General features: G+C 44.9%; 19 protein-coding genes. 4 read left to right on the top strand and 15 right to left on the bottom strand.

The features are described from left to right. Window positions 1-10 precede the first annotated feature (10 nt). Window positions 11-1207: an endonuclease Q family protein gene (locus ACUC6J_RS14670; RefSeq protein WP_031461684.1), complete on the bottom strand. Its 1197-nt coding sequence runs from the start codon at window positions 1205-1207 to the stop codon at window positions 11-13. Between the two features lie 4 nt (window positions 1208-1211). Continuing rightward, a complete protein-coding gene (locus ACUC6J_RS14675; protein WP_016822265.1) occupies window positions 1212-1823 on the bottom strand; it encodes an NUDIX domain-containing protein in 612 nt (203 codons plus the stop codon). 126 nt (window positions 1824-1949) lie between these two features. Here ACUC6J_RS14675 and mciZ point away from each other — a divergent pair, with 126 nt between their 5' ends. Further along, entirely contained in the window at window positions 1950-2093 is a 144-nt protein-coding gene (gene mciZ / locus ACUC6J_RS14680; RefSeq protein WP_016822266.1) for a Z-ring formation inhibitor MciZ, read from the top strand. A gap of 68 nt (window positions 2094-2161) precedes the next feature. On the opposite strand, the gene ACUC6J_RS14685 is transcribed toward mciZ, so the two are convergent. Further along, window positions 2162-3295, bottom strand: a complete 1134-nt coding sequence (locus ACUC6J_RS14685) for a tripeptidase T (RefSeq protein WP_016822267.1) — start codon at window positions 3293-3295, stop codon at window positions 2162-2164. Window positions 3296-3380: 85 nt separating this feature from the next. Here ACUC6J_RS14685 and prli42 point away from each other — a divergent pair, with 85 nt between their 5' ends. Then, the gene (gene prli42, locus ACUC6J_RS14690; RefSeq protein ID WP_016822268.1) at window positions 3381-3485 is read left to right on the top strand and encodes a stressosome-associated protein Prli42; all 105 of its coding nucleotides are present in this window, start codon (window positions 3381-3383) and stop codon (window positions 3483-3485) included. A 119-nt stretch (window positions 3486-3604) separates the two neighbouring features. On the opposite strand, the gene lipB is transcribed toward prli42, so the two are convergent. The 6 genes from lipB to ACUC6J_RS14720 all read right to left on the bottom strand — a co-directional run bounded on the left by lipB (window position 3605) and on the right by ACUC6J_RS14720 (window position 9767). Beyond that, window positions 3605-4303 carry a lipoyl(octanoyl) transferase LipB gene (lipB, locus tag ACUC6J_RS14695; protein ID WP_016822269.1) on the bottom strand — a complete coding sequence of 233 codons (699 nt, stop codon included), beginning with the start codon at window positions 4301-4303 and terminating at the stop codon, window positions 3605-3607. A gap of 45 nt (window positions 4304-4348) precedes the next feature. Then, complete coding sequence (locus tag ACUC6J_RS14700) at window positions 4349-5743, bottom strand: dihydrolipoamide acetyltransferase family protein (RefSeq protein ID WP_025365153.1); 1395 nt, start codon at window positions 5741-5743, stop codon at window positions 4349-4351. An 89-nt stretch (window positions 5744-5832) separates the two neighbouring features. After that, a complete protein-coding gene (locus ACUC6J_RS14705; protein ID WP_016822271.1) occupies window positions 5833-6819 on the bottom strand; it encodes an alpha-ketoacid dehydrogenase subunit beta in 987 nt (328 codons plus the stop codon). A gap of 2 nt (window positions 6820-6821) precedes the next feature. Beyond that, window positions 6822-7850, bottom strand: coding sequence for a thiamine pyrophosphate-dependent dehydrogenase E1 component subunit alpha (locus ACUC6J_RS14710; protein WP_013371751.1), 1029 nt, complete (start codon window positions 7848-7850; stop codon window positions 6822-6824). A gap of 140 nt (window positions 7851-7990) precedes the next feature. After that, a complete protein-coding gene (gene lpdA / locus ACUC6J_RS14715; protein WP_447249041.1) occupies window positions 7991-9412 on the bottom strand; it encodes a dihydrolipoyl dehydrogenase in 1422 nt (473 codons plus the stop codon). A gap of 121 nt (window positions 9413-9533) precedes the next feature. After that, window positions 9534-9767 (bottom strand): hypothetical protein, encoded by a 234-nt coding sequence (locus tag ACUC6J_RS14720; protein ID WP_306459335.1) that lies wholly within the window; start codon window positions 9765-9767, stop codon window positions 9534-9536. Between the two features lie 207 nt (window positions 9768-9974). Here ACUC6J_RS14720 and ACUC6J_RS14725 point away from each other — a divergent pair, with 207 nt between their 5' ends. Continuing rightward, window positions 9975-10571 (top strand): thymidine kinase, encoded by a 597-nt coding sequence (locus tag ACUC6J_RS14725; RefSeq protein ID WP_026065459.1) that lies wholly within the window; start codon window positions 9975-9977, stop codon window positions 10569-10571. 168 nt (window positions 10572-10739) lie between these two features. Continuing rightward, entirely contained in the window at window positions 10740-11516 is a 777-nt protein-coding gene (locus ACUC6J_RS14730; protein WP_031461691.1) for a sporulation protein, read from the top strand. A 121-nt stretch (window positions 11517-11637) separates the two neighbouring features. On the opposite strand, the gene ACUC6J_RS14735 is transcribed toward ACUC6J_RS14730, so the two are convergent. The 6 genes from ACUC6J_RS14735 to spoIVB form a co-directional block, all read right to left on the bottom strand. Further along, a complete protein-coding gene (locus ACUC6J_RS14735) occupies window positions 11638-12042 on the bottom strand; it encodes a hypothetical protein (protein WP_447249042.1) in 405 nt (134 codons plus the stop codon). 359 nt (window positions 12043-12401) lie between these two features. Continuing rightward, window positions 12402-12905: a hypothetical protein gene (locus ACUC6J_RS14740; protein WP_447249043.1), complete on the bottom strand. Its 504-nt coding sequence runs from the start codon at window positions 12903-12905 to the stop codon at window positions 12402-12404. A gap of 169 nt (window positions 12906-13074) precedes the next feature. Further along, the gene (locus tag ACUC6J_RS14745) at window positions 13075-14775 is read right to left on the bottom strand and encodes a methyl-accepting chemotaxis protein (RefSeq protein WP_016822278.1); all 1701 of its coding nucleotides are present in this window, start codon (window positions 14773-14775) and stop codon (window positions 13075-13077) included. Between the two features lie 246 nt (window positions 14776-15021). Continuing rightward, window positions 15022-15771, bottom strand: a complete 750-nt coding sequence (locus ACUC6J_RS14750; RefSeq protein WP_447249044.1) for a class I SAM-dependent methyltransferase — start codon at window positions 15769-15771, stop codon at window positions 15022-15024. A 458-nt stretch (window positions 15772-16229) separates the two neighbouring features. After that, a complete protein-coding gene (gene spo0A / locus ACUC6J_RS14755) occupies window positions 16230-17033 on the bottom strand; it encodes a sporulation transcription factor Spo0A (protein WP_013371763.1) in 804 nt (267 codons plus the stop codon). 216 nt (window positions 17034-17249) lie between these two features. Then, window positions 17250-18410, bottom strand: coding sequence for a SpoIVB peptidase (gene spoIVB / locus ACUC6J_RS14760; protein ID WP_102999134.1), 1161 nt, complete (start codon window positions 18408-18410; stop codon window positions 17250-17252). Window positions 18411-18414 lie beyond the last annotated feature (4 nt).

The raw sequence follows: 18414 nt of genomic DNA on the forward strand, positions 1-18414 counted from the left end.
GGACACTTTACTAGGATTTTGCTATTTTTCCGTATGTTCCACCACCACCGGATACAAGCGCCAGGCGTCCTTCGCGTGAAAGCACAATCTGCTCTGCCAACACTTTACCGACGACCCCTGACAGTTCCTCCTGCGTAACCTCATGTAAAATATTCATTTCTGTTCCGAAGGCTGCTAACAGCTGGTTCAGCTTGGCTTTACCCAAGCCTGGAATAAATTCCAGAGGAATCTGGTAAATGTACGGAGGACGGTGGGAGGGAATTACGGGCTGTTCACGGTCGGCGATGCTCCAGATTCGATCAAGCACACCCCGCACCAGCTTGGTATGGCCACAGTTAGGGCAGCGTTCGTCCGCCATCTGTTGCTCATCAATAATCGTACCGCAGCTCTGACAGTAAGAGCGATGGTATTTTCCAAGTTTTGGATTCAAACCGTAGTTGGCACACACCCGTCGTCCTTCACGTCGCTCCAAAGCCATCCTGAATTCATCAAAACTCGGCTTCGCCAGTGATAATTTGTTGTATTCTCGTCCAATTTTCCCAAGTGAATGGGCATCTGAATTCGTGAGGAAGCTGAAGCGATCCAGTTCCGAAATCAAGCCTGCCATAGATGAATCTGCGCTCAGCCCCAGTTCCACCCCACTAATGAACTCCATATCCAGCAGTTCCTCCATACGGGCTGCAGAACTGCCATAAATGCCCTTATGCGGAGTGAACACGTGCGCAGGCACCATAATGCCTCCACGTCCGTAAATTTGCTGCTGCAACTCACGTGGCGGTGCGTAGATCCGTTGTGAGCTGAGATTGACATTTTTCATATGCTTCGTCAGCCATTGGGTAAAATCCTCCATCGCCGCCAGATCAGGAAAATAGGCCAGTACGTGTGCTTCGGGACGACCTTCAGCCCGTATTTCCAGCTCCGTGCCAAGTAGAATCACTGTATCCCTGTATGCGATACCACCACCGCTGATTTCTTCCATTTCACCTGTATGCAAATATCGACGAATATCCTCCTGTACATTAGGCGCGTGGCAGTCAATAATCCCAATGAGCCCAATCCCTTTGCGACCGGAGGCTTCCTTGGCTATATTGGCAAACGTTAGATCACGGCTACCACTAATTTTGACTGGAGCTCCTTTCTCCGTTCTGCCAATATGAATATGCAGGTCTGCAAAGTAGTTGTTAAGTTCTATTATATTGGTGTCCATCCGCTTAGAAGCTCCCTGTTTGTTGGCGAAGTTGCCACGCATAGACGGCCAGAATCGTTTTGGCATCACTAATGCGCCCTTCACGAATAAGTGTGTGTGCTTCTTCCAGCGTCACCTCAAATAGCTCCAGAAATTCATCCTCATCTGGTTCCATCTCACCTCGCTCCAGTTCTTCGGCCACATACAAATGTATGATTTCATCCGCAAAGCCAGGAGAAGTATAAAAAGAGTGAAGCAGCTTCAACGATTTGGCTGTATAGCCTGTTTCTTCTCTCAATTCACGTCCCGCTGCTTCCATCGGGTCTTCACCTCGCTCCAGCTTGCCTGCGGGGATTTCAACCTCACAGCGCCCCATAGCTTGTCTGTACTGGTCCACCACCAGCATTTTCCCCTCGTGCAGAGCCAAAATTGCCACTGCACCTGGATGCTTGACGATTTCACGCTTTCCAGTTGAGCCGTCGGGAAGCTCTACCGTGTCTACCTGTACCGTAATGACCTTTCCTTCAAAGATAGGCTGTGTGGATACGGTCTTTTCCTCCAGCGCAGGATTGGAATAAGGCTTGCGAAGTGCATGGCTTGTTGGATTGTTCACTTGTTCGTTCGTTTGGTCGTTCATCAGGCATGTTTCCTCCTTCGTCTTTCTTTCATTATTAATTATCTCCAACATTAGTCTAACTTGTCCACTTGGAACATATGCTGGGGGTAGTATATCAAAACTTCTGTTATAAGGAGATTTCAGAACATGAAAAGCTACCGGACTGAAACCACTCTCCATATCGTCGGCAAAGCCTGGCAGATTCAAGCCCTCCTGCGTCAATGGCAAAAGGAATATGGACCTACAGCTACTATTGCTTCGCTAATTGTTCCAAAAAAGGTTCAGATCTAAAGGAGGAACACCGTTCCTTTCTTTAGCCTGAACCCTTTTTCGTATATTGTAGATGTAAAAAGTAAGTCTTACTTTGTAGTTTCTTGGATCAGAGCTACGACTACTTCAGCAACCTTCACTAGATCATCGGCCTTGATCTTTTCCTCTGTTGTGTGGATGTTCTGGTAGCCCACCGCCAAATTCACCGTTGGAATTCCAAGCCCGTTGAATACATTAGCATCTGAGCCGCCACCCGAATGGAAGGTTGATGTTGCCAGTCCCAGCCCTTGAATAGCACGCTGAGCAACCTGTACAACTTCATCATGCTCTGTAAAGCTGAATGCTGGATAGATGACTTCACTACGGAACTCTCCCTGGGCACCAAATTCACGCGTAGTGGTTTCGAGCGCTTCACGCATATGCTGAATTTGATGATTAACCTTTTCCTGTACAATACTGCGAGCCTCCGCACGGATCAATACAAAATCGCAGACCACATTCGTCGCGCCGCCGCCTTCGAAACTGCCGATGTTAGCGGTCGTCTCCTTGTCAATGCGTCCCAATTTCATTTTAGAAATTGCTTTAGAAGCGACTTGAATGGCACTGATGCCGTCTTCAGGATTGACTCCCGCATGTGCAGACTTCCCAGTAATTCTCATCTCAATACGTGCCTGTGTGGGAGCAGCTATACAAATAGAACCCACCTCACCGTTCGAATCCAAAGCGTATCCGAAGTCAGAATCCAGCACTTCCGGCTTCATCGCCCGTGCACCCATCAAACCAGATTCCTCTCCAGCCGTAATCACGAACTGAATTTGACCATGGGGAATGTTCTGCTCGCGCACGACACGAATCGCCTCGAACAAAGCAGCAATCCCAGCCTTGTCGTCCGAACCCAAAATTGTTGAACCATCACTGCGAATCCAGCCATCCTCACCCAACTGCGGCTTGATACCCTTACCTGGAGTTACGGTATCCATGTGACAGGTAAAAAATATTTTGGGTGCTTGCTCCACACCTTCCGCTTTCCAGGTAACAATCAAATTACCCGAACCATGTCCCGTTCTTTCGCGGGAATCGTCTTCTACGACTTCCAGTCCAAGTGCATTAAACTTTTCTTTCAGAACACGTGATATTTCCTGTTCATGCTTTGTTTCACTGTCCACCTGTACGAGTTCCATAAATTCCTGTACGATTCGATCTTTTACTATCTCTACTGTCATTAAACTTTCCTCTCTTTCCCGATTACGTTACAATACGGATAGATGTTCTTATCTATGACTTAAACCTATCCTAAAGGAGTTACACATGTCTAACAAAAAATGGGTTCGTTTTTTCGTCTACGTTATGCTCGCAGCTATGATTGGTTCTACGCTGTTCATGGTGATTGAGCCGTTTATTATGCCACTATAACAACTACACCGCTCAAGTTTGGGCTACCCAAGATCCGTTACAAGCTATGTGCGGACGAGCTGCTGCACAAACAAACAGGCGGGCTCCCGTGTCAATCACACAATTGCCCGCCTGACCTTTTATTGGAAGGAATGCGTCTGCCATTGCGCAGCAAATGAAAATTGCTGTTCAAAGTACGGCACAATTTCCCTCGCAATCTGCTCTACCGAAAAAGACTGCTGTGTACAGTCCTCTAATGATGTCACACCGTATTCCTGAATTCCGCATGGAACAATGCCTTCAAAACCTTCATGCTGTATTCCTGACTTGATGTTAAAGGCAAAGCCATGGCTGGTTACGAAGCCCCGACGGTGCTTACACTTGTTAAATTTGACACCAATGGCCGCAATTTTAAGATTCCCGATCCATACCCCCGTATATTCAGGCTTACGACTCCCTTCAATCCCATAAGATGCCAGCAACTGAATGATCACTTCTTCCAAACTTCGAAGGTATCCGTGCAGATTTAACGCCTCTCGGTTGCCAAGCACAAGTAAGGGATATCCGACAAGTTGCCCTGGTCCATGATATGTAATGTCTCCCCCACGATCAATCTGAAAGACGCTGATGCCCTGCTCTTTCAGCTGCTCTGGTGTGAGGAGCAGATGCTCAGGATGCCTCTGGGAACCAATGGTGTAGGTTGGCGGATGCTGGAGAAGCATAAGCGTTTCTCTCGCCTCCCCCGCATCCAGCTTTCCCACAATCTCCTTCTGGACATCCCAAGCATGGGCATATTCCATCCTATTCGTATAGGTTACATCAAGCGGTCGTCTGTTCACGGCCTGTCACTTCCTCTCCGTCCATTTACCTAACTGTTCGGATGATTAGTACAGCTTCGTATCTAAGGTGTAGCCTTCTAGATTTTCTTTAACCCGTTGCAGGAATCGTCCGCAAATCACTCCGTCTAAAATACGATGATCCAGCGACAGACACAGATTAGCCATCGAGCGCACCGCAATCATATCATCAATAACCACTGGTCTTTTGACAATGGATTCAAAGGTAAGAATTGCAGCCTGCGGATAGTTAATCACCGGATAAGATAAAATGGAACCAAAGGAACCGGTGTTGTTGACGGTGAACGTTCCACCCTGCATGTCGTCCAGTTTGAGTGTACCTTCGCGAGTTTTACGTGCCAAATCGTCAATTTCACGAGCTAAACCAGCAATATTTTTTTGGTCGGCTTTTTTAATAACAGGAGTAAGAACGGAGTCTTCCGTGCCTACGGCCAACGAAATATTGATGTCTCTTTTGATGATAATTTTATCGACTGCCCACACCGAATTCATGATCGGATATTCTTTGATTGCATTCACGACTGCTTTCATGAGAAAAGCCAGATACGTAATATTGATGCCTTCTTTTTGCTTGAACTCGTTTTTGATCTTGTTGCGGAGCATCACCAGATTGGTCACATCCACTTCAATCGTCGTCCAGGCATGAGGAATCTCCGAAACACTTTGCCGCATATTACGGGCAATTGCACTACGAATAGGTGTAACATCAATAAAATACTCGGATCTGTTATTGTTCCCACCCTCAACTTCAATCATAGGAACTTTCGGTGCTTCCGTTAAATGAATGCCGCTGTTGCGCACCGGAATTGTAGGGTCCATATTTTGAACTGGTGCACTATGCTGAGCGGCGGACTGCTGTATTCCTGCAAAAGGAGATCCTTGACCTTGGGTCGTCCCAGTCGTTTGGTCAGTCACTCCAGTTGGAGCTGAGCCGCCCTGCTGAACAAAATTCAGCACGTCTTTGCGAGTAATTCTTCCCCCCATGCCTGTGCCTGGCACCCTGCTTAGGTCCACATTGTGCTCAGCAGCCAGAGTTTGAACTGCTGGAGAAAAACGTCCGCGCATGGACTGATCCGATCCAGCACTCTGCTGGGATTGTGCTTGTACGTTGCCTTGAGATGCTGATGCCGCTGGTGCCGCTCCTCCTGTTGATGCTGTAGGTGCAGCCGACTTCGTCTGGATACGGCAAATCAACTCGCCTACCGCTACCGTCTGACCTTCCTCCGCCAACAGGTCACCCATAATGCCATCCAATGTGGATGGGATTTCAGCGTTCACTTTATCTGTAATGACCTCGCAAATTGGCTCAAATTGCTCTACTGTGTCACCAGGTTGTTTCAGCCATTTGGCAATTGTTGCCGATACGAGTGATTCAGCCAATTGCGGCATGGTCACGTCGTTCCATTGTGTTTGGTCTGACATTTTTTTCAACTCCTTAACATCATAGAAGGGCGCGTTTTATCGCTGCCCCACTACTCTTTTGGAATACTTTCGCCCGAATCTGCTCTATATTAATACATGGCGAGACGGCGCATGGCTTCCTTCACTTTATCCTTGTTTAACATATAAAACTTCTCCATTGGTGGACTGATCGGCATGGCTGGCACATCAGGAGCGCACAGACGCTCAATCGGTGCATCCAGTTCGAACAGACACTCTTCATTAATAATAGCTGATACCTCGGCACCGATACCGCCCGTTTTGTTGTCCTCATGAACGATTAAGACCTTACCTGTATGTCGTGCAGCCTCGATAATGGCTTCGCGATCCAATGGCTGGAGTGTGCGCAAATCCACAACATGTGCGGTAATGCCCTCTTCCTTCTCCAATTCCTCAGCTGCCTGCATAACAAAATGCAATGGCTGGCTATAACCGATGACCGTAATATCGTCACCCTCACGCAGTAGATTAGCCTTGCCGATTGGAACGATATAATCATCCTCAGGCACTTCACCCTTAATCAGCTTGTAGGATTTTTTATTTTCAAAAAACAGCACTGGGTCAGGGTCACGAATGGCTGCTTTCAGCAATCCTTTGGCGTCATAAGGTGTAAATGGAGCAACAATTTTTAGACCCGGTGTACCAAAAAAGATAGATTCCGGACACTGAGAGTGATACAAACCACCAAAAATACCGCCACCGATAGGTGCGCGGATCACCACAGGGCAATTCCAATCGTTGTTGGAGCGGTAGCGGATTTTAGCCGCTTCACTAATAATCTGATTCGTCGCTGGCAGCATGAAGTCCGAATATTGCATTTCGGCAATCGGCTTCATTCCGTACATTGCCGCACCAATTGCAACCCCTGCAATCGCCGACTCTGCCAATGGTGTATCCATGACACGTTGCTCACCGAATTGGTCCATGAGCCCCTTAGTCGTTGTAAAAACACCGCCTTTTACGCCGACGTCCTCACCTAATACAAAAACCGTTTCATCCTGCTCCATTTCTTCCTTCATAGCAAGACGTATCGCATCAATATATTCCATCATCGCCATAATTACCGACCCTCCCCATCGCTATCAGCATACACATGCAGTAGCGTATCTTCGGGCTTAGGAAAAGGCGCATTATCTGCATATTCAATGGCTTCCTTGACTTCGAGCAGCAGTTCGGCCGACAGATCTGCATCTTTGGCCTCATCCCAAATGCCGCATTCAATCAAGTAACTCTTCATGCGGGCTACGCCGTCCTTGGCCCAGTTCTCATCCACTTCCTCCTTGGTCCGGTAAGCCAGATCATTATCCGAAGTGGAGTGAGGGGACAGACGGTACATCATCGCTTCAATTAGCGTAGGACCTTCACCGCGGACAGCACGTTCACGTGCTTCCTTCACCGCGGCATATACGGCTAGCGCATCATTACCATCGACACGAATACCAGGGAATCCGTAACCCAATGCTCGGTCACTTACCTTGCCTGCCAACTGCTTATGAATCGGAACCGATATCGCATATTGATTGTTCTCGCACATAATGATGACTGGCAGCTTCTGTACACCCGCAAAGTTACAGCCTTCGTGAAAATCCCCCTGATTGCTGGAGCCTTCCCCAAACGTAACAAACGATACAAAATCCTTTTTCTGCATCTTGGCGGCCAGCGCTACACCGACTGCATGTGGAACCTGTGTCGTCACTGGGCTGGAGCCTGTCACAATACGCAGTCGTTTACTACCAAAATGCCCCGGCATCTGGCGACCGCCGCTATTAGGGTCATCTGCCTTGGCAAATGCCGACAACATCAATTCGCGCGGTGTCATGCCGACTGCAAGCACGAATCCGTAATCCCGGTAATAGGGAAGGAAATAGTCCTTTTCCCGATCTAAAGCAAAAGCTGCACCTACTTGTGCCGCCTCCTGCCCAATACCGGAAACGTGGAAGTTAATTTTTCCTGCCCGTTGCAGGAGCATGTTGCGCTCGTCAAATCTTCTTGCGAGCAACATATATCTGTACATATCAATTACTTGTCCGTGAGTAAGTCCTAGCTGTTCATGTCTGAAGCCAGCGTCTACAGCGCCTTTAGAACTCATTGAGGCACCTCCTTAAATGTCAAACATCCTACTTTCAGCACCTAGTACCATCTTGTCTTAAAACCTGGTACTAAACTCTGACTAACCCCATTATAATCCTTTTCGCCCCAAAAAGAAAAGTACCGATTTATTTGAAACGTTTATATGCCTATCGCTTGTCCATCAACGGCCAGCATCGCTTCTCCCAAAATCTCCGACAACGTTGGATGCGGATGAATAAGCTGTCCGACTTCCCACGGCGTAGCATCCAGCAATTGCGCAAGAGCGGCCTCACTGATCAGATCCGTTACATGCGTACCGATCATATGTACACCGAGAATATCATTAGTTGTCTGGTCCGCCACCACTTTAACGAAGCCGTCCCGACTACCGTATACTAGCGATTTCCCGATCGCTTGGAAAGGGAACTTCCCTGTTTTCACCTGGTGTCCACGTTCACGGGCTTCTTGCTCCGTCAAGCCGACGCTTGCGGCTTCAGGACGTGTGTAAATACACCGCGGAATCATATAGTTGGGTACGCTGTGAAACTCTTCGCCCGCCAAATGATGAACTGCCTGCAAACCTTCATGACTTGCTGCATGGGCCAGTTGTAAGCCGCCGATGCAATCCCCGATGGCGTAGATATGTGGCTCATTTGTCTGCAAATGCTCATTAACCGAGATAAAGCCACGCTCCACGCGGATATCTGTATTTTCCAGCCCGATATTTTCCACATTCGCCTGACGACCTACAGAAATGAGCAGTGTTGAAGCACTGAGAGTTTCGGTTTCTTCTCCTTTTTGCACGTCAATCTGTACGCCTTCCTCATCCTTGCCGTAGGTTTCGGCCAACACTTGTGCCCCCGTCAGCACCTTGACACCACGCTTGGTTAACAAGCGCTGCATTTCACGCGAAACGTCCTCGTCCTCCGTAGGAATAAGTCGATTTGCGGCCTCAACCACTGTAACCTCCACGCCAAAATCATTCAGCATGGAAGCCCATTCCACGCCAATGACACCACCACCTACGATAATCAGAGATGCTGGCAGCTTCTCCATAGTCAATGCTTCGTCACTGCTCAGAATAAATTCGCCATCTGGCTCCAATCCAGGCAGCACACGCGGACGTGATCCTGTTGCAATAATGAGATGTGTAGGAACAATCGTCTCCATCTCACCATCTTCTAGCTCCACAGCCACTGCTCCGCTTTTAGGAGAAAATATAGACGGTCCAATCACGCGTCCCTTACCGCTCAGCACCGTAATTTTATTTTTACGCATCAAAAATTGAACGCCCTGGTGTAGCTGCTCCACAACGGCTTCCTTACGTTCCTGAACCTTGGGAAATACAAGCTGTGCTCCCGATGTCTCGATACCATATTGCGCACTTTCTTTAATCGTTGCATATACTTCCGCACTGCGCAGCAAAGCCTTGCTTGGTATACAACCTCGGTGCAGACAGGTTCCGCCAAGCTTGTCCTTTTCGATGATAACCACTTCCTTGCCGAGCTGAGCTGCGCGAATTGCTGCTACATACCCTCCGGTTCCTCCACCCAAAATAGCGACATCACAATGTATAGTCATGTTTCTCCTCCATTAACATTGATTATATATAGCTTATTGTACTCTCTTTATTTCACTGTACAAAATATAGCGTTTAGGCATAGGCTGCAAATCATCTACCTAATCTAGATATCTCTCCATATCATTCATACAGCGCATCTCGTAATTTGGTAGACATTCTTGGACTTTGTGCTGATTTGGCTCGTAACGCCTTGCGGAACGATTCATTTTGCTTGTTCAGAAGATCTAGCTCTGTCTCCAGCTCAATGATTAGCTCCAGAGCTTGCGGGCTAATCAGTCCTTGTTCCAGTAATGCTCTTCTTTTGGCACTATAATCCATGTTTTTTTCGTCCATGCCTTCCACTCTTCCCTTCATTCCACTACGCTTCACCATATCATGCCCGCGGCGGCAGAGCAATGACGACCACATTTACGTTTTAAGAATAGACATACAAAAACATGTCGAAAAACAATATATTTTCTCTAGTCTGTATGTGGCTCGTTATGGTAATCTATAATGGCGTTTTCTTTCGGAGATGAAGATTTACAGCATAATGTACATGTTAAGAGAGGGGAATTCGCTTTGCCTACAGGACGAATTACGATAATTACAGGCCCCATGTTCAGTGAAAAATCCGGCGAATTAATTCGCCGTTGTCAGAAACTAATCCAATACGGGCATCGCAAGGTGGTCGCTTACAAACCAGCTGAAGATAACCGTTATGCCGAGGACGAAATTGTAAGCCGGATCGGATATCGGCTGCCCGCTATCTCGATTCCAAGAAAACTTACGGATGAGCTCGTTCAGCATATTTTGCAAGAAACGAAAGATGCCGATGTGGTTGCCTTTGACGAAGTCCAGTTTTTCAGTCGACATATTATGTCGCTCATACAAGAGTTAGCTTATTGCGGAAAGCATGTCATTGCCGATGGGCTGAATCTGGATTACCGAGGCAAGGAGTTTGGCTATGTCGGTGGTCTGCTCGCTATGGCGGATGACATCGAAAAGCTGACTTCCTTCTGCGCTGTATGCGGCAGTTCGGAAGCAGTATTTACACAGCGTATGGTCAATGGGAAACCTTCCACTGTAGGACCTATCGTGATGATCGGTGACTCTGAGGCTTATGAGCCTCGTTGTCGTAAATGTTTTATACCTCCCCATAAAGTGAACTGCGATTAGTAAGCTACATGGGTCGCAAATTCCATGCGCCTACTTGTTTTCCATTACTTTTTTCTTGCATTTTTTTGGAACGGTTTAAGCTATTTCCCCGTATATCCGGTTAAGCTGTACAGGTTTTTAGTTTTCGTGTGTTTACCATAACCATAAGATTATCGGGGGGACGGAATGATGAGTTTCTTTAACAAGATCTTAGCAAGTGCAGGAATCGGTTCAGCCAAAGTCGATACGTTAGTGGATCAAACTGTATATGTGCCTGGAGAAGAACTTAGCGGCATCATACGTATCAAGGGCGGTAAAATTGATCAGGAAATCGGCAAAATTGATATTGAGCTCAAGACTGAATATATCGTAGAGCACGATGATAAAAAAACCGTCACCACCTGCTGCATTGCGCGGATCAAGGTATCTGATGGCTTTCATCTAAAGCAAGGACAGGAGCTTGAAATCCCCTTTTCCTTCAGATTGCCTTTGGAAACCCCTGTTACTCATGCCAAACAGCCTGTCTGGCTGGAAACAGCATTGGATATTGGCATGGCTTTGGACCCGACCGATCGTGATTCACTTAAAATCGAGCCGCATCCTTATATGAGTACGGTGTTTGAGGCGGTTCACCTGTTAGGCTTCCGATTCCGTTCCTCCACCTGCGAACGTCACCCCAAGCTTGGACGCGGTGTTCCATTTGTGCAGGAGTTTGAGTTTACGCCTGGCTCGGAGTATGCACGGGATATCGAGGAGCTAGAGCTGATTATGCAGTTGGAACCCGAGGGAGTACATGTGCTTGTAGAAGTAGACCGTAGAGGCAGGGGCTTGTCCGGTTGGCTTGAGACTGCCTTTGATATGGATGAGCGTCATGCCTGGTTGAGCTTAAGCAGGGAAGAACTATCCTATGGACCAGATCATATAGCTGATGCGCTAGAGGAATTGATTGACAGGCAACTTCGCTAACAATGTAGTAAATATAGCAAAATACTAACAAAAAACTCCCAACCAATTTATTTACATATGGTTGGGAGTTTTTATGAATTATAAGAATTCTTTAATGATGGTCCTCAATAGTTTGTATAGACTAAAGTGGCAGCATATCCTGTCTTTCCGCCTTATGCTTACACTCTTTACATACTCCATATAGCGAACCATTATCATCAGCATAAAAGGTTAATTTTTCTTCTTTTTTACAAAAGGAGCATTTTTGTTTGCCTGTGCTCTGGATTGAGTCAGACAGTCCAAACCCAGCTTGAGTCTTAATATCTGCCACTTTTGTATTTGTGCGTGTCCCAGAAGACATTTTAGACTTCATTTCATTTGTGGTGCGGGATTGTCGGGCAGGCTTACGAAGACGAAATTCAATGACATTATTGCCCCGATGTTCATTCGCTTGTTTATTGCTGCTACGTCCACGCCATGCCATAACAATCCAACCCAACGCCACTAACAACACGCCGACGATCACCCAAGTCAGACTATTCCACATGCTCTCATCCCCGCCTTTGCTTTAGAATCTTTTGCATCCATACCACTAGCCCGTTCAATACGATGACTTAGCCTATAACATATGATTGTATATATCCGTGTATACAGCCTCTATGTTGGTCATTCGATTGCTACCCATGTAAAAATCTACCCTCCAGTGAAACATCCGACTCGCCTCTTAACGAGACATTGATCATGTTAGGTAAAACATGTTATGCCGAGGAGTATATTGAGCCTTTTTACAAATTGTACATCATCCTTTTGAAAAACGATAATATCCACTCTATGGACATCGTGCTCCTTATCATAATGCTTATCTACTTCCCGATGATGAGCACAAAAATGTCTCAGATGGCTAAATTACTCCCCTTGATAATAAAAATCAATGAATCTTTTCGTCAACGGATTAAATTTATCAAAACGTTTGCGATGTGGTAAAAAGCCTGACTTATGTACTTGTTCTGCTAGTGTTTCTACATGTTCAAATCGCTTGAAAAAGGGCAGCGCAAAAGTGAAGATATCTTCAGTAATCTCTTGGATCACTCGTTCTCTTTCTGCTTCTGTGGACACAAGATAATCCCTGTTGCCTGTATATTTCTTGGTTAAAGCGATCAACTCACTGTGAAAACAAGCCCCTGTACTATACTTCTTTTTTATACTTTTAGATTCCACGTTAATGTAAACTTTTAATGCACTATATCTGGTCGCGCCAAAACAAATTTCAAATATAAATTCCTTGTTTTCTTTTTTCAAAACTTTTCTGCTTTTCAGATATTTAAAATCATTCAAAAATGGTACAGCTATGATTTTGTCTATCGCTAACTGACGCAGGTCACTTGCTTTAAGTTCAGTCTTATTGTCCATGATATCACTCCAACTCAAAGAATTTCCCACCATTATATCATATCTTTCCAATTACAGACCCCGCATATCTCCACGGTAAAATCGCAATATATTAATTAAAAATGAATAGAAAAAAAGCCCCTCACAATAGAGCGGCTTTTTCCCCTGAAATATAGAAACGGTATACGATTTATACCTTGAATTTACCAATTTGTCCTTGTAGGTCTTCTGCCATTTTGGACAGATTTCTTGCAGAGGAAGCAATTTCCTCCATCGATGCCAGTTGTTCTTGAGTCGCGGCAGATACGTGCTGTGTCCCGGCTGCAGCCTCTTCAGCAATCGCTGAAATTTGTTTAACAAAGCCAACAATCTCATCGGTACTTGCAGACATTTGCTCCGATCCAGCAGAGACCTCTTCAATTTCACTGGCCACTTTATTAACAGTTTCCTGAATAAGCTCAAAGGATGCACCTGCATTTTGCACGACTTCCCGACCTGTCATGACATCTCGCCCATTGGATGCTACCGCCTCAATAGCATGCGAGGTGTCCTTCTGTATCAATCCCACCAGCTCCGTAATTTGTTGAGCAGAATGAGCCGATTGTTCAGCCAGCTTACGCACTTCACCTGCAACTACAGCAAAGCCGCTACCGTGGTCTCCTGCGCGGGCTGCTTCAATGGCAGCGTTCAGGGCAAGAAGATTGGTCTGACTTGAAATATTTGTGATGACATCAATAATCTTCCCAATTTCATCTGAACGCTCTCCCAATCCAGCCATAAGATCAGCCAAGCTATTCATAGAGTCATTCACACTATTCATCTGGACAACAGCCTGCTGGATCAACTGATTGCCTTCAGCTGATTTGTGAGCTGCATCCTGAGCTGATGCAAAAACATTTTGCGCACGGATTGCAATTTGTTCCACACCAATGGACATTTCCTCAATAGCCTGGGATGACTTGGTCACCATATCTACTTGATCGCCCGTCCCTGTAGCTACTTCTTGCACTGTTTCGGTGATTTGTGCAGTTGCTTGGCTATTTTGCTCTGCGCTGGCCGTCAATTCTTCCGAGGAAGTGGTAACCAACTCAGTGGTATTACTTACAGACTGAATCAGTTGACGAAGGTTTTCAACCATAGTATTAAAGGAATGCGTCAGCGTGCTAATCTCATCCTTGCCCTTCACGACAATAGCTTCCCCAGTAAGGTCACCGGACGCAATGCTTTCAGCAGCACGACTGATGCGCAAAATAGGCTTAGAAATAATTTGGGCTATAATGATCGCCATGATCAATGCTAGGATAACGGCTGCAATGCTCAAAACAATTACTAATTGTCTACCTAAAATAAAGTTATCAACAGCTTCTTTTGTAGTCAGTTTTGATCCATCTGCATTCAACTTAATAAGCTGAGCGATCATATCGTTTGAACTATACCATAACTTATAGGATTCCTGGTGAAGGATGCTTGACTGAGTGTAATCATTAGCTCTCCCGGCTGCAATCACTTCTGGCAACTTATCCAAATACTCTGTATACGCTTTGGAGAATTTTTCATACATTTCACGTTCCTTAGGGGTAGCAATTAATTTTTCGTAAGTTTTTCGGCCTTCTTCAACTTTTTTTAAAACCTTATCATATTCGGCCTGAACCTTCTCCATTTCCTCCGGGTCACGTTCTACAATAATATTTAATGAAAGCCGCTCTACATCAGATACATCACCATTTAGTGTTCCGAGGATGGTCACACTTGGCATCCAATGGCTATCAATTTCCATTGAAGTATCGCCTAATTTTTTCATTCTCGAAATCGATACTGTACTAATCACAACCAACAGGATTATTACCGCAAGGAAACCCAATAACAATTTTGTTCGAATGTTAAATTTCATATATTCGCTCCTTAGTTCTCTATATAATAGATATTATATCGACAAGAATCGACACATTGTTTATATCAAAATTAAAGAGAATTTCAGAACTGTTTACAAAAGGAAAATTTTTCTTCGTGATTGTTATATAACTGATTGAGGCATATTATAAGCCGCGTGAGAGTATTATTTTTCAACCATCTAATTCATCTGTTGAAGCATTGCAAGCAAAAAAGAGACACCCCAAAGCGGGTATCCCTTTATGTTTTACTTCCTAGCCACAATCATAAATCGCTCTGCATTTGTCCTAATTCCTTTTGGAGTTTGGTTGTCCAGAATGAATTGTTGGAGTATTTCAAAATCATTTTGTTTTTGTCCAAAGTCAGGAATAATGGGAGTGTATTTTAAAAGGAAAACTAAGTCTGCAGGAGTCTGATAATATTCGGTTGCATTAAATTCGAATGACTGAATGTCGTTAAAGCCCGCTTCATTTAGTTCTGTAATACATTGAGTTTTCAACGAATCTTTCTTATTACCCAATGCCTGCCCTCTTCCAAACGCTTCTTTAATGTTTAATTTGTCATTTTCGCTTACTTGCTGTGTTAAAAATATACCACCCTTAACTAACACCTTAACTATTTCTTTTGCACAGAAGCACGAATGTCGAGAAGAGACTACATTAAAGAATTCCCTGGGAAAATTCAGATTTTCAGCATCCATCTGTAGAAAACGAACATTCGCTATATCAGATTTGATAGAATTCTTTGTTGCCGTTTCAATCATTCCAGTAGATTGGTCAATCCCGACTAAAAGTAATGCAGAATTCGCCATTGCTAAAATAGCTTCCCCACCACCAGTGCCGATATCAAGCAATATGTCCGACTTCTCACACGTCTTTGATACTTCATTGTAGAAGTCCCATTTTACTCCTTCAGAGATACATTTCACATTACTGAAATCCCATCCGTTGGTTTTTCCAACCTTATCATAAAACTCTTTATATTCAATTGATTTCATTTTTATCCACCTTCAAATAAGATAATAAACTACAGAATGGCAAACCGAATTTATTCAAAATTTTAGTTTTGTTAGTCAACAGGGTAGACTTCCCCCTTAACAGCTGGCACGCGTTTTTTTCCAGCCCGGAAACTAAATACTTCGAACAATACGGAAAGACATCCGATTCACCTCATTTGAAAGTTTGCTTTAATTATATTTCTAATCAAGCATGCCAATCAAGAATGATTCGTCGCTAAACTTCTTTGCCCCCTTCTCCTATACGGAGTAGCGTATATCCACTAGAATTAAAGCCCTCCTTAGTGTTAGAGATTTAGTTTAAGGGTAGCAGACAGCAGCACATGTAGAGGCAAAAGATTGTTAGGTTAAAATTCAAAATTGTTCGTAAAAAATACCGCTTATTTATCGGTCTGGATGAACCAATAAATAAGCGGTATCCATTAATCATCCTGATCCTTTCAGGACACCTTATTCTCAATCCGCAATTTGTCTGCGACCATCGCTATAAATTCTGAGTTCGTTGGTTTGGACTTGCTGATATTAATAGTGTAGCCGAACAGGTGAGAGATGCTGTCGATATTTCCACGGGTCCATGCTACCTCAATAGCATGACGAATGGCGCGTTCTACGCGGGATGCCGTCGTTTTGAACTTTTCGGCAATTGCCGGATATAGGGTTTTGGTGATGGCTCCCAAAATTTCGATATTATTGTACACCATCGTAATGGCTTCGCGTAGATATTGATAACCCTTGATGTGAGCTGGTACACCAATCTCATGGATGATAGCCGTGATGCTGGCATCCAGGTTTTTCGTCTTACCCATAGGCACAACGTTGGACCGCATAGATGAAACGGTTACCGGGCTGTTGCTGACTAATTGCGGTCCTACCAATTGGCGTATACGGTTAGCAAGCACTTCCATATCAAACGGCTTCAAAATATAATAAGATGCCCCGAGTTGAACGGCCCTTTGTGTAATATTTTCTTGACCGAATGCAGTCAGCATAATGATTTTCGGTTGTGGAGTCAGGTTCATTTCTCTCAAACGCTCCAATACACCGAGACCATCCAGATGAGGCATAATAATATCTAAAATAAGTACATCAGGTATGTTGCGGGATTCTGCGATGCGTTGGAGTACTTCTTCACCATTGAAGGCGATTCCTGTAACTTCCATATCCTCCTGATCGGAAATATATTCAGCAAGCAAATTCGTAAATTCCCGGTTGTCATCAGCCAACAATACCTCAATTTTTTGCAATGTACTTCCTCCTTAGTGAGTGTTATTCCATTGGGACTTCTGTTTGCATTAAATAAATATTTCTTGTCGGAGTATATGATTTCGACATCGAATTATGAATTCCTTCTGTCGAAAATTATTTTTATTTATTTTTTTTATAAATTCAATTATAATTTAATTTTTATCTTGCAAATCTGAGTTAATCCTCTCCTTTTCGACAAAAAAATCTTAAGGCCACTAGCTCGCCTTAAGATTAGAGGATGACTTCAAGCTCAGTTTATTATGCATGATTCCTGCGTCACGCAACATCCATTCGATAAAACATCCGTAACCTGATTTAGGATCATTAACAAATACATGCGTTACAGCTCCGATCAGCTTACCATTTTGGATAATCGGACTCCCACTCATTCCTTGCACGATTCCGCCGGTCTTATCTAATAGCTTTGGATCTACAACCCGAATCACAAGCCCTTTGGTTGCTGGTTTATCCTGCTGAGAAATGTGTACAATTTCTGCCTGAAAACGCTGAATTTGTTGACCTTCCAGTACAGTCAAAATTTCTGCTGGTCCTTCTTTTACTTCATTCGCAAGTCCCACCGGAATGGGCGTCGAATACAATCCATTTTGCGGCTCATCTGACATTTTCCCAAATATTCCAAAGCTCGTATTTCGTTCAATATTTCCTAAGATCCGATGATCCTTGAGAAAATGAGCACGTTTCTCTCCGGGTTCCCCACTCTGGCTTTTCGCAATTGACGTCACATTGGATTGCACAATCTCTCCGCTGCCCACGACAATGGGAGTTTGAGTATTCATATCAGTAATTACATGACCCAAGGCCCCGTAAACCCCCTGATCCGGTGCATAAAACGTTAATGTACCTACGCCTGCAGCCGAGTCTCTAATATATAACCCGAGCCGCCACGCTTTATCCTCTTGATCATATGCTGGGGTTAACTTGGTGGAGATCGTCTGTTCGCCTCGACAAAGCGTGATGTCAAGCGGCTTTTTGTTTTTACCTGCCTCGTCCACGGCTTCCGCTACCCTGGCGAGACTATTGAGGGGTTTGCCGTTCATGTGTGTAATACGGTCCCCTAGGCGAATACCAGCTGTCTCACCAGGTGACACCTTACGATCATTGCTTTCCTGAATGATATGGTGACCAACGACAAGCACTCCTGAAGATTTTACTTTGACCCCGATCGTCTGGCCCCCTGGGTATACTTTCAAATCGGGAACCACGCTTTCCTGGGTTGTTTTCATGCTTTTAGAGCCGAACAAATCCAAAGAAGCTTGTAGAGGCAGCGCTGCTTGCACATGCTGAGCGTTACCGAGAGAACACATAAAAAAAACAAGCAAAAGACCGAGCAATTTGATCCTGGAGAAAAAATTCAATGGC

Source organism: Paenibacillus sp. JJ1683 (assembly GCF_053006485.1).

What these genes read in the sequence shown, in the direction of transcription:
- ACUC6J_RS14720 (WP_306459335.1), bottom strand. Translation starts at nt 9,767, where the DNA reads ATGAAGGGAAGAGTGGAAGGCATGGACGAAAAAAACATGGATTATAGT.
- ACUC6J_RS14670 (WP_031461684.1), bottom strand. Translation starts at nt 1,207, where the DNA reads ATGGACACCAATATAATAGAACTTAACAACTACTTTGCAGACCTGCAT.
- ACUC6J_RS14750 (WP_447249044.1), bottom strand. Translation starts at nt 15,771, where the DNA reads ATGAAATCAATTGAATATAAAGAGTTTTATGATAAGGTTGGAAAAACC.
- lpdA (WP_447249041.1), bottom strand. Translation starts at nt 9,412, where the DNA reads ATGACTATACATTGTGATGTCGCTATTTTGGGTGGAGGAACCGGAGGG.
- ACUC6J_RS14705 (WP_016822271.1), bottom strand. Translation starts at nt 6,819, where the DNA reads ATGGCGATGATGGAATATATTGATGCGATACGTCTTGCTATGAAGGAA.
- ACUC6J_RS14740 (WP_447249043.1), bottom strand. Translation starts at nt 12,905, where the DNA reads ATGGACAATAAGACTGAACTTAAAGCAAGTGACCTGCGTCAGTTAGCG.
- ACUC6J_RS14745 (WP_016822278.1), bottom strand. Translation starts at nt 14,775, where the DNA reads ATGAAATTTAACATTCGAACAAAATTGTTATTGGGTTTCCTTGCGGTA.
- mciZ (WP_016822266.1), top strand. Translation starts at nt 1,950, where the DNA reads ATGAAAAGCTACCGGACTGAAACCACTCTCCATATCGTCGGCAAAGCC.
- ACUC6J_RS14675 (WP_016822265.1), bottom strand. Translation starts at nt 1,823, where the DNA reads ATGAACGACCAAACGAACGAACAAGTGAACAATCCAACAAGCCATGCA.
- ACUC6J_RS14700 (WP_025365153.1), bottom strand. Translation starts at nt 5,743, where the DNA reads ATGTCAGACCAAACACAATGGAACGACGTGACCATGCCGCAATTGGCT.
- ACUC6J_RS14685 (WP_016822267.1), bottom strand. Translation starts at nt 3,295, where the DNA reads ATGACAGTAGAGATAGTAAAAGATCGAATCGTACAGGAATTTATGGAA.
- prli42 (WP_016822268.1), top strand. Translation starts at nt 3,381, where the DNA reads ATGTCTAACAAAAAATGGGTTCGTTTTTTCGTCTACGTTATGCTCGCA.
- ACUC6J_RS14735 (WP_447249042.1), bottom strand. Translation starts at nt 12,042, where the DNA reads ATGTGGAATAGTCTGACTTGGGTGATCGTCGGCGTGTTGTTAGTGGCG.
- ACUC6J_RS14710 (WP_013371751.1), bottom strand. Translation starts at nt 7,850, where the DNA reads ATGAGTTCTAAAGGCGCTGTAGACGCTGGCTTCAGACATGAACAGCTA.
- ACUC6J_RS14730 (WP_031461691.1), top strand. Translation starts at nt 10,740, where the DNA reads ATGAGTTTCTTTAACAAGATCTTAGCAAGTGCAGGAATCGGTTCAGCC.